We start from the raw sequence: 12,953 nt of genomic DNA, 5'->3' as shown, positions 1-12,953 counted from the left end.
ATGAGCCGAAAAGGCAATTGCTTAGATAATGCCGTAATAGAAAATTTCTTTGGTTTACTAAAAAGCGAATTATTCTATTTAAAAAAATTCAAATCCGTTGAAGATTTTATAAAAGAGTTAAAATCTTATATAAAATATTATAATACAAAACGGATAAAGATAAAACTAAAAGGACTTAGTCCTGTAGAATACAGAACTAAGTCTCAATTAGTAGCTTAATTAATATGTCCAATATTTTGGGTGCATATCATTAAAGCTTGTCTTTTTTTATTATAACATATTTTGATTTAGTAATATGTTCATACGAATATTTGTTTCCAGTTTTCTAGATGGGTTTTTTGATTTTCGAGTTTGCGGTCAAATGCTGAAAGGAAATCTGCTATTTTGTTATTTCAAAACATTTTATGATATAATCATAGTCTATATTTATTGTTGTTAAATTTTTATAATGCATAACAAATAATCTATAAAATTGATTTTGTTTTAGTGCTATAGTATAATATAGGCAAAAGAAGAGAATAAACTGATGTTGGCTACGTCAGCCCTCTTCTGCATAGTTTGTGTGATTGAAAGAAGAGGCTGTCCATTGAGACGGCTTCTTTTTTTATATTAAAATTAATTGAAATAAGAAAGAATAGTAAATACAAGAGTTAAAAAAGAAATTATCAAAGATAATACTTCATAATCGGTCATATTTACCACCTCCCTCAAAAGAGAGAGCCGACACATCAATTTATTCTCCGCAGGGTATTGTATCATAAAGACAAGTGAAAGGCTTGTCTTTTTTTATGTCTTTATTAAATTTTATAATGCGGAAAAATAATGTAATAATAACCAAATATCCCTCACGTTAGCAAATTTTGCGGTAGCCGTAGGCTATTGGCAAGGATAAAACCATGACTATGAATTTAGCTCTACTGTTTGAGCGAAGCGAGTTTAGAGCGTTGTAGTCATGGTTTTATAATTGACAAAGAAAAATTGGTATCGGGAGGTAGAGTTCTTTTGTTACTTTTCTTGCTCATGAAAGAAAAGTAAGTATAAAATAGGGTATTTATTCATTTCTTTGGTGGCAAAGAAACGAACTAAAGAAAGCCACCGCAGATAAAATTTTAGCTTTGAAAAAAATTATCATTTCATACAAAGCTTAAAACTCGCTACGCTCAAACAGTTAAGCAAAAACCGTACTCAATGATAATATTTTTTAATAATCTTACGATTACCGCTAAATTTTATAATGCGGAAAAAGTAACGTATTATTTATTGTGGGGTAGATATTCTTGGAGATTTTGTAAAAATAATTGAGCTGGTTTGGTGAGTATTTGATGTTTTTTCCAGACTAAATCAATTTGTGCTTCAAGTGGTGGATATAGTGGTTTGAAGCATAAATTAGTGCCGTTTGTATTTACTAGATTAGCAAGACAAAGGGCAGAGCCTAGATTTTCTTGAACCATGATAGAGGCGTTATAGATTAAGTTATAGTTAGCAACTATATTTAATTGAGTGAAATTTTGATTGAGCCAGCCTGCTATTTTATTGCTGACCATTGTTTGACCTGAACAGATTAAGGGGATATTCAAAATATCAGAAGATGTTATATATTCTTTATTGGCAAGAGGAGAATTTTTTAACATCAATAGTCCCCAAATGTCTTTTACAGGCAAGGTGATAAAATTATATTTTTGTTTATCATGGGCATCAATCAATAAGCCAAAATCTAAGATACCTTTATCTAGTTGTTCGATTACAGTATCAGCATTGCCACTAAAGATATGATAATGTATATCTTTATGTGTTTTTTTTATTTTAGTCATAGTTTTGGCTAGAAATTTAAAAGCATTTGTTTCTGCACAGCCGATATATATATTACCACTGACGATTTCATGAGAATTTTTCAGAGCATTAATCGTTTTTGCTTGTAATAAAATTATTTCTTTGGCTTTGTTATATAAAAATAGACCTTCGGAAGTCAAAGTAATTTTGCGATTGGAGCGGATAAATAATTTACAATTTAGTTCTTTTTCTAAATCCATTAATTGGCGAGATAAAGTGGGCTGTGTTATATGCAAAACTTGAGAAGCTTTTAAAATATTTTCTTCTTCAACTACAGTTACAAAATATTTTAAAACACGTATATCCATAAAAACCTCCAGATTTTAGTATTAAAAAATATAGATGAATTATATTATATTTTATTATGCTTAAAAAGTATAGTTGACTATTAAATATAAGTATTTGATATAGTAGAAATGGTAAATTATAATGAAAGCAAAGAAAAAATTATTTATTAATCTAAAAAAAGAGAGTAAATATAAAGGTGGGTTAGTGATGAACTTTAAGAAAAATTTAAAAATAGTTAGAGCAATTACCATGTGTTTGGCACTAGGGACAATGGGGTGCATAAATATGAATATGGTATCAGCAAGTGATAATTTGCAAGCACCAAAAAGTGCCTTCGATAAAAATTATAAACCAGATATGTCAAGAGGTGCAGATAATTTTTATCAAAGTGATAAAGTAAATATGCAAAAAGTTGAATTTAAAAATCAATATAATATGACAGTTGTGGGCAATTTATTCGTACCTAAAAATTTAGCGCAGAATGAAAAAGCTCCAGCTATTATCGTAGGGCACCCTATGGGAGCGGTGAAAGAACAATCGGCAAATTTATATGCTACAAAAATGGCAGAACAAGGTTTTGTAACTTTAGCTATGGATTTATCTTTCTGGGGAGAAAGTGAAGGTCTACCAAGAAATAGCGTATCTCCTGATATTTATGCAGAAGATTTCAGTGCAGCAGTTGATTATTTAGGTACACGTGATTTTGTGGATAAAGATAGAATTGGTGTTATTGGTATCTGTGGTAGTGGTAGTTTTGCTATCAGCGAAGCAAAAATTGATTCTCGTTTAAAAGCTATAGCTACTGTTAGTATGTATGATATGGGTACAGCTACTAGAAGTGCTTTAGGTCATAGCCAAAGCGTAGAACAGAGAAAAGAAATCATCAAAGAAGCGTCTAATCAGCGTTATAGTGAATTTTTAGGGCAAGAACGCAAATATACAAGTGGTACAGCTGATAAATTGAGTGAAAATCCTTCTGATATTGAAAAAGAATTTTATGATTTTTATCGTACTACAAGAGGATATAGTGCAAATACAACAACACACCCAACACTTACAAGTAATGTGAAATTCATGAATTTCTATCCATTCAATGATATCGAAACAATTTCTCCAAGACCATTGTTATTTATCGCTGGCGAAGATGCTCATTCTAAAGAATTTAGTGAAGATGCTTATAAATTAGCAGAAGAGCCAAAAGAATTATATATTGTGCCGAATGCAGGTCATGTGGATTTATATGATAGAACAGATGTAATTCCATTTGCAAAACTAACAGAGTTTTTTAAAGATAATTTATAAGAAATAAAAAATTTATTTAAAAGAATTATAAAGTAATTAAGTATTTAATGTAGTATTTGTTAGTGAGAAAGAGAAGTAGTATTACTTCTCTTTTTTATTGGTAAGTGAAATTGGAAGTAATTTTTAATCAAAAATAATATAGATAAAAGGGAGCGATAAAAGATGAAATTATGTATGAAAATAATATTATGCTGTTATTTAATTTTGATGATGTCTGTTAGTGCACTGGCAAAAGATATATCAGATACAGAAGCAAGAACAGATAAAGAATTATTACCAGCATTAAAACAAAGTAGCGAGATGGATTTTGCTAAAACTGGTGTGCAAGGATATAAGGATTTATTCAATAATTTAGTTGGTTCTAAGGATTTGCCAAAAGATGAAAATGTAAATGTATATGATGTATATGTAGAAAATCCTGATAGTGATAAGGATTTACGTTTGCGCATTTATAAGCCAGTGAATAAACAAGATAATTTAGCTGGTATTTTATGGATACATGGTGGTGGATATTTATTTGGTGTGCCTGAACAAGATGAAATGCAAAGTATTCGCTTTGCTAATGAAGTGGGTGCAGTAGTTGTAGCTGTAGATTATAGATTAGCGCCTGAAAATAAATATCCAGCTAGTTTAAATGACTGTTATACAGCTTTAGGTTATTTATTTAAAAATGCAGATAAATTAGGTGTAGATAAGGATAGAATTGCTGTAGCTGGTGCTAGTGCAGGTGGCGGATTATGTGCAGCTACTGCTTTAATGGCTAGGGATAAAGGCGAATATAAATTAGCTTTTCAAATGCCTCTTTATCCAATGATTGACGATAGATTTCAGACACCAGCAAGTCAAGAAAATATAGATTTGCGAATTTGGAATAATGTAGCTAATAAATACGCATGGCATGCTTATATTGGTGATTTAGCAGGAACAGATGAAGTGTCTTATTATATGGCTCCAGCTAGAGCAAAAGATTTGACAGGTTTGCCACCAGCATATTCTTGTGTAGGTAATTTAGACCCATTTAGAGATGATACGATAAATTATATGGCAAGATTAGCTCAAGCAGGTGTGTCAGCAGAATTACATGTTTATCCAGGAGCGTATCATGCTTTTGAAGTGATTGCACCTGATACACAATATGCAAAAGATGTAGTCAATGAATATGTAAAAGTTTTAAATAAAGCTTTGAATAAATAAAATAATTTATTGATATTTTCAAGATGTATTTAGGAGCGAAATTATGACTAAAAATAATTTAATCGTATTTATTTTGACTATAGGCGTATTTAGTATCTTAAATACGGAAATGGGTGTCATTGGTATATTGCCAATAGTTGCAAGTACTTATAATATAGAAATATCTGTGGCGGGTTTATTAGTTAGCTTATTTGCTTTAGCAGTAGCTGTATCTGGCCCGATATTACCTTTATTATTATCCAAATATAATCGCAAAACGATTATGATAATATCTTTGGGAACTTTTTTTATCTGTAATGTGATATCTGCTTTTGCAGGAAGTTTTTGGCTTGTATTGGTGGCAAGAGTAGTGCCTGCATTTTTACACCCTGTATATGTTTCATTATCCTTTGCGATAGCTTCTTCATCTGTATCAGAAAAAGAAGCACCTAAGGCAGTAGCAAAAGTAATGGTTGGTGTTTCGGCTGGTATGGTACTTGGTGTACCAGTTATGAGTTATATTGCAAATTTATTTTCTTTAGAAATAGCTATGCTTGCTTTTGCTTTGGTGAATTTAATCGCTTTAGCATTGACAATAATATATGTGCCATCTATGCCAGTTAAAGAAAAAATGTCTTATGGTTCTCAGCTCAAAATTTTAAAAGATATTAATTTATGGTGGGCTTTGATAGCTGTAATTTTATTAAATGGTGCAAATTTTGGTGTATATAGTTATTTAGCCGACTATTTAGAAAGAGTATCGTTATTATCCACAGAATTTGTGAGCATTACACTTTTGATTTTTGGTTTAGCGAATATTTTAGGTAATGTTATTGCTGGTAGACTATTAAGCCAAAGACCACTTTCATTTGTAGGGATATATCCATTTTTATTGACAGTATTATTTTTAGTAATGCTATTTTTAGGCAATATGGGTTTTGTAATCATGGGTATAGTTTTAATCTGGGGAATACTTGTGGGCTGTGCTGCAAATATTAATCAGTATTGGATAACAAGAGTAGCATCTAATGTACCTGATTTTGCTAATGCTTTATTTTTAGTAGCTACAAATGTAGGTACTTGTATAGCAGCTTTTGTATGTGGTATTTTCATTGATGAATTTGGCATAAATAATGTAGTTTTAGGTGGTATTTTATTCACTGTATTGAGTATAGGTTTCTTCTTTGCGGGAATAAAAAAATCACCAAAGGAAAAAATGTTAAAAGTAAATAAAGCAGTATAAAAAATCCTCTATAGTTAAATGAATTATTCATCACTAACTATAGAGGATTTTTTATATATTTAGGAGCATGTCATACCAGACAACGCCACCATGTGTAGATTTAGAAATACCTAAATTTTGAAATCCAAATTGTTCATAAAATGGAATAAGTTGATGTTTACAACATAAAATAATTCCAGTGCGTTTTTCTTTTTGAGCCTTTTCAATAAGATTTTTCATTAATTTAGTTGCAATGCCTAAATGTTGATAAGATGGCAATACATCAATACCAAAGATTGTTTGATACTTTCCTTGAGGTTGATGAAGTTTAGCATTTGTATACATTTCATCAGTAATAGTTTCTTCATCAGTTACCATACCATTGACAAAACCTATAATTTCATTGTCATCATGTTTATGAATTTTGGCTACTAAGAAATGATTAGGAAATACATCAAATCTGGATTTTAAAGTATTTAAACTAGCACTTTCTTGGGATGAAAAACATATTTGCTCAATATCTGCAAGAGTTATTAAATCATCAGCTGTTGCAGTAGTAATAGATATCATAAAAACCCCATCACATCATTTATTATTTTGCTCATTAAAGAGAGCTTTTAATTTTTTTTTGCGTTTTTTCTTGAAAGAATTGGAATAACGTTCTTCTTCACTGAAGATACAACCACAATAAGGTTGACGATATAATTCTAAATCAATGCTTGTTTGTGTTCCTTCAGCAAATCCTGGTCGAAAATCTTCATAGAAGAAAGGAATACCTACCGCTTGAGAAATTTTTTGAGCGACATCTTTCATCATTTCATGGTTTTGATAAGGACTGACAAATAAAGTTGATGAGAATGCATCAAAATTATTTTCTTTAGCATAGATTGCTGTTTGATGAAGTCGCCAAGCATAACACATACGGCAGCGTCGATTATCTAAATTAAGACCATCTGTATTTTTTTCGATAGTTAAAGCACGTTGTAAAAAATCTCGTAATTGATAATTTGTATCTACGATAAGTTTTAAATCAACTTTTTGTGCATATTCTTGTGCAGTTGTTAAACGGTGCTTAAATTCTTTATAAGGGTGAATATTAGGATTGAAAAAATATCCTGTAATATCATGACCTTCTGAGCGAAGTTTTGGCACTGGATAACAAGCGCATGGACCACAACACATATGAAGTAATATATTCATTTATAAACTCCCTAAATAAATATAAATTATTCCGTTTTTGTTAAACCAAGATGTTCATAACCAAGTTTGGTAACAACTCGTCCTCTAGGAGTGCGATTGATAAAGCCTAATTGAAGTAAATAAGGCTCATAAACATCACCGATAGTATCTGTTTCTTCGCTTACTGCTGCAGCTAATGTTTCAAGACCGACAGGGCCACCGCCGAATTTATTAATCATAGTGAGTAAAATATTGCGGTCGATATGGTCAAGCCCCATCTTGTCAATTTCAAGCATAGCTAGAGCCGTATCTGCGATTTCATCAGTGATGATACCGTCGCCTTTTATTTGGGCGAAATCACGAACTCGTTTTAAAAGGCGATTAGCTACTCGAGGTGTTCCACGAGAGCGACGCGCGATTTCCAAAGCTCCTCTATCTTCGATAGGTATATTTAAGATTTCAGCGGAGCGCTTGATAATAAAAACTAATGATTCAGGTGTGTAATATTCTAGGCGAGAAATAACACCAAAGCGATCACGTAGTGGAGAGGCTAAGGCACCAGCTTTAGTAGTCGCTCCAATGAGTGTAAATGGCGCAATATCAAGACGAATAGAGCGAGCGCTTGGCCCTTTACCGATGATGATATCCAAGGCAAAATCTTCCATAGCGGAATATAAAACTTCTTCTACGCTATGAGAAAGACGGTGAATTTCATCAATGAATAATACATCTTTTTCGGTGAGATTCGTAAGTAGTGCTGCTAAATCGCCAGAGCGTTCAATAGCTGGCCCAGAAGTTACACGGAAGTTTACTCCCATTTCATTAGCGATAATATTGGCAAGTGTAGTTTTGCCGAGTCCAGGAGGTCCGTATAAAAGTACATGGTCAAGAGCTTCATTGCGATTTAAAGCTGCTTGAATGAAAATAGATAAATTATCTTTGACTTTATCTTGTCCTATATATTCTTGCAATTTCTTAGGGCGTAGGGAATACTGCCAATTATCAATATCCATCTCGCCACCAGAAACTATGCGTTCATTAAAGTCTTCCATTAAATAAAATTTGCCTCCATAAATAAAATTTTAAAAGATTATTTTATAAGTGGTTTATTTAAAAAATCTCGACCAAAGACTTTAATTGTATAGTAAAAACCAATGAGGAAAGGTATATATTCAGCGATTAAGCGCCATGTAACAGCTACAATACCGACAGTACCTTCTGGTAACATAGAGTTAAACAATAATATAAAGCCACCTTCAGCGATACCAGAACCTCCTGGCGTTGGAGAAAAGTAAAGTAAGATATTTAAAATTATCATACGTCCCATGGCTAAGACACCATCAAAATCATCAGTTAAACTAAACATTAAAATTGGTACGATAGCATAGATAAAAAGTAAACTTAAGCCCGACGTAATATAGACTTTAAGCATTTTTAAAGGTGAAGCTAATAAAAGTTTTATAGCTAATTTATTATCTCGATAAAAAGAAAGAAATGCTTTTGCTTTTTTATAAGAAAGTCGACGAACAAATTTAATTACTAGATAATCTAAGTAATTATGCTTGAAACACCAAATCAACATCAAAATGACTAAAAAAGCCAAACTAGAGATAATCATTAAGGTTTCATCAGAAATCCATGGAATTATGCCTGCATCGTGCATGAAGATAAACGGCATGCACATGATTAAAAACATAATGGATAAAATTGTGCGGACAATGACAATTATAGTGGCTTTTCCGACAGGTATTTCAGCATGACGTAAAAAGAGTACTTGAGCAATTGCACCACCGCTGAAACCAGGTGTTAGCAGTGCTAAGAAATAATTGCCAAATACTACATGTAATGCTTGTGAAAATGAGATTTTTTCGTTGGAGATATTAACTAACTGGACAAGTCTTAAACCATCTAAAAATAAACCAAAGCTAATGGAAATCAAAGCTGCGATTATTGCTAGAGGATTGAACTGTGTCAAACTAGATAAAGTATTAATATCCACTGTGAAATAGATGACTCCAGCAGAAATCACAGATACGAAAAAAATTAAGACACAAAGTCTTTTATGGAATTTGTTCATTAATATAAACCTCATTAATATGGGATAATTTGATAATCATTATGTTATATTGTACCATTTTTTTAGATGAAGTGTAAAGCAAAGCAATAAATACTAATCTAATAAATAAATAGTAAATCTTGAGTAAAAAATAAAAGGACAAGCACTTATTAAAAATAAATGCTTGCCTATAATTTATCTTTTAGCTTGATTTTTGATGCGATTTACAGGGATATTAGCTAATAATGCAACGGAATTATCATCATTTTCTAGTGAAATTTCCATTTCATTTTTATTTATATCCATGTAATGAGAAATTACCTCAATTATATCGTTTTTTAAAGCTTGCATAACTTCAGGAGAAATATTAGCACGGTCATGAATTAATACGACTTTTAATCTATCTTTAGCAATTTCTTTAGATGTTTTTTGATTTCTATTTAATAATTTCATTACAACCTCAAACATAATATTATGCTCTCCTTAATTAAAATAATTTTTTTAATCTATCAAAGAAAGACTCTTTAGTACGGAAAGTCATAAATGGAACATCTTCACCACAAAGACGTCTAGTGATATTTTGATAAGCTATACCAGCTTGAGATTTTGTATTAGCGATTACAGGTTCACCACGGTTAGTAGAAGATACGACCATTTCATCATCTGGAATTTGACCAATACATTTTATAGCTAAGATATCGTTGATATCATCAAGGTCTAGCATTTCACCTTTAGCTACCATATCAGGACGAATTCTGTTGACGATTAATAAGATATTTTCTTTATCAGCACGGTTCAATTCACCAATAATTTTATCGGCATCACGAACAGCAGAGATTTCAGGCATAGTAACAACTAAAGCGATATCAGCAGCGGCTACAGCTGTTTTGAAACCTTGTTCAATACCAGCAGGGCAGTCAATCAAGATGAAATCAAAATCTGCACTCATTTCTGAACATAAAGCGACAACTTGTTCAGGAGATACGGCGAGTTTATCTTTTGTCTGAGATGTAGGCAATAAAAATAATGTCTCATATTTTTTATGGCGAACAAGGGCTTTTTTGTAAGGAATTTTACCAGATGTTACATCTACTAAATCATACATAATGCGATTTTCTAAACCTAATAATAAGTCAAGATTGCGAAGCCCTGTATCTGTATCAATAAGTGCGACTTTATATCCTTTCATGGCAAGACCAGCACCTATATTGGCTGTAGTAGTAGTTTTGCCTACACCACCTTTACCAGAAGTAATAACAATGATTTTACAATTTGTATTAGTTTGGGTCATATAAGATTACTGTTGCCTTTTTGCACTACAAGACAAACAGAAAAGCACCTCTCTTTACAATTATATACTTTGTGCAAATTAATTTTCTCGATTGAATGGCTCTAGGATAATGGTATTATCACAGATAATAGCTTTTTCAGGAGTTGATGATTTTTTATTATCAGTAATGTTTTCACTATTATCTGGTGCTCTAGCAATTAAATGTGCTATGCGTATTTGCAGTGGCGATAATTTATCAGCAATTATATAAGAATTAATATCGCCATAGGCTCCAGCATAGACAATGCCACGACAATGACCATGAATATCAATATTTCCACCAGCTATGATTTTAGCACCAGGATTGACATTTCCTTCGATGACGATAGAGCCTTTAGAAAAAATTTCTTCGCCTCCACGCACAGTGCGTTTGATGATTAATGGCGGATTTTGTGCTGAACAATGTTGGTTTGTAGCTGTTTTATCAACAGCTACAATTTTTAAATTTAATTGATATTGTTTTAAGATATCAGCTAATATATTTTGCTCTTCTTGAGAGAATTTATCATCTTTGAGCAATATAGTAGTATTAGCTTCAAAAAAATTGGAACAAGAAGCTAATTTTTTACTTAATGCTTCTTTAATTTGATTGAAATTAGCTTTTTTTGTTATGACTAAAATTAAGCCATCATTAGAACCTTTAAACGTTATTAATTCATTCATATAATCACTTCATTTTATTATTATTGTTGTGCAGGAGCTGGTTGATTTTCTGAAGTTTTTGGCTTATCTAAACCAAAAGCAGCACTTAGAATTTTATATCCAATAGGTACGGCAGAAGTAGCACCATAACCTGCATTTTCTACGATAACAGCTACAGCAATATTAGGATTATCAAATGGACCGTAGGCTACAAACCAACCATGTTCACGACCATGAGAGTTTTCGGCAGTACCTGTTTTACCAGCAATTGGCACAGGGAAGTCTTTAAACATGGCAGCTGCTGTACCGACAGTACTAACTTCATGTAGACCTTCTTGAACAAGACTAATAACAGATGGATCAATATTTAAATCACGTTCAACTACTGGATCAAAATGTTTGATTACCGTACCATCTGGAGCAATGATATCTTTTACTAAATATGGACGATATTTTTTACCACCATTAGCAGCTTCACTCATAACTAAAGCCATTTGTAATGGTGTAGCAAGTGTGAACCCTTGACCTATAGAAGCGTCAAATGTTTCAGCAAGATACCAATCTTCATCAAATACCTTACGTTTGTATTCAGGGCAAGCGACATTACCTACAGCTTCATATGGTAAGTCTATACCTGTTTTTTCACCAATACCAAAGATACGAGCCCATTTTGCTAATCTATCAATGCCTAAACGGTTACCCATTTCGTAGAAATAAACGTTATCAGAATGAGCTAAGGCTTGTTCAAAATTGATATAACCTAAAGCTTCACCATCAGCATTTGTTTTTGGAATTATCCAGTGCTGACCAGAGTCAAAAATCAATTCATCAGGAGTTACTACTTTTTCCATTAAAGCAGCAGTACCTGTGATGATTTTGAAAGTGGAACCAGGAGGATATTCACCAGTTACAGCTTTATTATCAAGAGGATAATGTGGATTATTATTTATAGCATTCCAGTCTTTAGTGGAAATACCAAGAGCAAATAAATTTGGGTCATAAGTTGGACGACTAACCATAGCTAATACTTCGCCAGTTTGAGGATTTAATACTACAGCAGCAGCAGCCTGCGCATTGATGCCAGACATTACTTCGTCCATGGCTTTTTCTGTAGCTTCTTGAAGATTGTGGTCAATAGTCAAAGTAAGACTTGCACCACTTACAGGATTTTTCATGCCTAGACGTTGAACAGGACGACCGGTAACGTCAACTTCAACCTGTTCACCACCAGGAATACCACGAAGATATTTATCATAGTATTTTTCAAGACCGAATTTACCAATGATATCACCTAATTTATAGGAATCATCACCAGCTTTTTTCTTGTCTTCAAGTTCACTATCGCTGATTTCACTTACGTAACCGAGAGCATGAGCTCCTTCATATTTATAGATATAGTTACGGACTGGTTTTGTATCGATAAATACACCTGGATATAAATCTTGTTGTTCTTCAATGATAGTTACTATTTCAGGTGGTACATCTATTTTTAAGGTAACAGGGTCAAAACCAGAATGATGGGAAATTTTTTCATTTATTTCATCAACACTGATATTTAATAAAGTAGCCAAGCGAGCCACTACTTCAGGAGATACAGGCTCTAAAGATGGCAATAATTCTACAGTAAAAGCAGGTCGATTATTTACTAATTGTACACCATTGCGGTCATAGATAATGCCTCGAGGTGCAGATGTGGAAACAAGACGAATGCGGTTACCATCTGCTAATTTAGAAAAATATTCGCCTTGATAGATTTGTAAATAAACTAATCGGCTAATGAGTGCAACAACTATAAGTGTTACAATAGCAGCTAAAATTTTTAAACGTTTATCAAGAAATTTCAACTTTAATTTACTCCTATAATAAATTAAGACACCCTTAGGTGTCTTAAAGTCATTTAATATCGTATAGATATAAAAATATGCTTACCT

General features: G+C 32.3%; 13 protein-coding genes. 4 read left to right on the top strand and 9 right to left on the bottom strand.

All coding sequences use genetic code 11. The features are described 5' to 3' along the window. Positions 1 to 219: IS3 family transposase (locus F553_RS0106485; protein ID WP_018999373.1), on the top strand; the 219-nt coding region annotated here is incomplete at its 5' end. 1,034 nt (positions 220 to 1,253) lie between these two features. Here the strand turns inward: F553_RS0106485 and F553_RS0106480 are convergent. After that, a complete protein-coding gene (locus tag F553_RS0106480; RefSeq protein ID WP_018999460.1) occupies positions 1,254 to 2,138 on the bottom strand; it encodes a LysR family transcriptional regulator in 885 nt (294 codons plus the stop codon). A gap of 187 nt (positions 2,139 to 2,325) precedes the next feature. On the opposite strand from F553_RS0106480, the gene F553_RS0106475 reads away from it, so the two are divergent. The 3 genes from F553_RS0106475 to F553_RS0106465 all read left to right on the top strand — a co-directional run bounded on the left by F553_RS0106475 (position 2,326) and on the right by F553_RS0106465 (position 5,836). Further along, entirely contained in the window at positions 2,326 to 3,420 is a 1,095-nt protein-coding gene (locus F553_RS0106475; RefSeq protein ID WP_244263940.1) for an alpha/beta hydrolase, read from the top strand. Between the two features lie 162 nt (positions 3,421 to 3,582). Beyond that, positions 3,583 to 4,614, top strand: coding sequence for an alpha/beta hydrolase (locus F553_RS0106470; RefSeq protein ID WP_018999458.1), 1,032 nt, complete (start codon positions 3,583 to 3,585; stop codon positions 4,612 to 4,614). Positions 4,615 to 4,657: 43 nt separating this feature from the next. Further along, the gene (locus tag F553_RS0106465; RefSeq protein WP_018999457.1) at positions 4,658 to 5,836 is read left to right on the top strand and encodes an MFS transporter; all 1,179 of its coding nucleotides are present in this window, start codon (positions 4,658 to 4,660) and stop codon (positions 5,834 to 5,836) included. Between the two features lie 51 nt (positions 5,837 to 5,887). On the opposite strand, the gene F553_RS0106460 is transcribed toward F553_RS0106465, so the two are convergent. From F553_RS0106460 to mrdA, 8 genes are all read right to left on the bottom strand, one after another. Continuing rightward, complete coding sequence (locus tag F553_RS0106460) at positions 5,888 to 6,385, bottom strand: GNAT family N-acetyltransferase (protein ID WP_008537194.1); 498 nt, start codon at positions 6,383 to 6,385, stop codon at positions 5,888 to 5,890. Between the two features lie 15 nt (positions 6,386 to 6,400). Further along, on the bottom strand, positions 6,401 to 7,015 hold the full coding sequence (locus F553_RS0106455) for an epoxyqueuosine reductase QueH (protein WP_008537195.1): 615 nt from the start codon (positions 7,013 to 7,015) through the stop codon (positions 6,401 to 6,403). A gap of 26 nt (positions 7,016 to 7,041) precedes the next feature. Then, a complete protein-coding gene (gene ruvB / locus F553_RS0106450; protein ID WP_008537196.1) occupies positions 7,042 to 8,046 on the bottom strand; it encodes a Holliday junction branch migration DNA helicase RuvB in 1,005 nt (334 codons plus the stop codon). 38 nt (positions 8,047 to 8,084) lie between these two features. Beyond that, a complete protein-coding gene (locus F553_RS0106445) occupies positions 8,085 to 9,071 on the bottom strand; it encodes a lysylphosphatidylglycerol synthase transmembrane domain-containing protein (RefSeq protein ID WP_008537197.1) in 987 nt (328 codons plus the stop codon). Between the two features lie 174 nt (positions 9,072 to 9,245). Further along, positions 9,246 to 9,518, bottom strand: a complete 273-nt coding sequence (gene minE / locus F553_RS0106440) for a cell division topological specificity factor MinE (protein WP_008537198.1) — start codon at positions 9,516 to 9,518, stop codon at positions 9,246 to 9,248. Between the two features lie 19 nt (positions 9,519 to 9,537). After that, positions 9,538 to 10,341: a septum site-determining protein MinD gene (gene minD / locus F553_RS0106435; RefSeq protein ID WP_008537200.1), complete on the bottom strand. Its 804-nt coding sequence runs from the start codon at positions 10,339 to 10,341 to the stop codon at positions 9,538 to 9,540. 78 nt (positions 10,342 to 10,419) lie between these two features. After that, a complete protein-coding gene (locus tag F553_RS0106430) occupies positions 10,420 to 11,043 on the bottom strand; it encodes a septum site-determining protein MinC (RefSeq protein ID WP_018999456.1) in 624 nt (207 codons plus the stop codon). A 20-nt stretch (positions 11,044 to 11,063) separates the two neighbouring features. Next, positions 11,064 to 12,866 (bottom strand): penicillin-binding protein 2, encoded by a 1,803-nt coding sequence (gene mrdA / locus F553_RS0106425; RefSeq protein ID WP_018999455.1) that lies wholly within the window; start codon positions 12,864 to 12,866, stop codon positions 11,064 to 11,066. Positions 12,867 to 12,953: the final 87 nt, after the last annotated feature.

Source organism: Megamonas rupellensis DSM 19944 (assembly GCF_000378365.1).
Taxonomy (GTDB): Bacteria; Bacillota; Negativicutes; order Selenomonadales; family Selenomonadaceae; genus Megamonas; species Megamonas funiformis.
This window is presented reverse-complemented; position numbering and strand designations above follow the sequence as displayed.

What these genes read in the sequence shown, in the direction of transcription:
- F553_RS0106480 (WP_018999460.1), bottom strand. Translation starts at nt 2,138, where the DNA reads ATGGATATACGTGTTTTAAAATATTTTGTAACTGTAGTTGAAGAAGAA.
- F553_RS0106475 (WP_244263940.1), top strand. Translation starts at nt 2,326, where the DNA reads ATGAACTTTAAGAAAAATTTAAAAATAGTTAGAGCAATTACCATGTGT.
- F553_RS0106470 (WP_018999458.1), top strand. Translation starts at nt 3,583, where the DNA reads ATGAAATTATGTATGAAAATAATATTATGCTGTTATTTAATTTTGATG.
- F553_RS0106465 (WP_018999457.1), top strand. Translation starts at nt 4,658, where the DNA reads ATGACTAAAAATAATTTAATCGTATTTATTTTGACTATAGGCGTATTT.
- F553_RS0106460 (WP_008537194.1), bottom strand. Translation starts at nt 6,385, where the DNA reads ATGATATCTATTACTACTGCAACAGCTGATGATTTAATAACTCTTGCA.
- F553_RS0106455 (WP_008537195.1), bottom strand. Translation starts at nt 7,015, where the DNA reads ATGAATATATTACTTCATATGTGTTGTGGTCCATGCGCTTGTTATCCA.
- ruvB (WP_008537196.1), bottom strand. Translation starts at nt 8,046, where the DNA reads ATGGAAGACTTTAATGAACGCATAGTTTCTGGTGGCGAGATGGATATT.
- F553_RS0106445 (WP_008537197.1), bottom strand. Translation starts at nt 9,071, where the DNA reads ATGAACAAATTCCATAAAAGACTTTGTGTCTTAATTTTTTTCGTATCT.
- minE (WP_008537198.1), bottom strand. Translation starts at nt 9,518, where the DNA reads ATGTTTGAGGTTGTAATGAAATTATTAAATAGAAATCAAAAAACATCT.
- minD (WP_008537200.1), bottom strand. Translation starts at nt 10,341, where the DNA reads ATGACCCAAACTAATACAAATTGTAAAATCATTGTTATTACTTCTGGT.
- F553_RS0106430 (WP_018999456.1), bottom strand. Translation starts at nt 11,043, where the DNA reads ATGAATGAATTAATAACGTTTAAAGGTTCTAATGATGGCTTAATTTTA.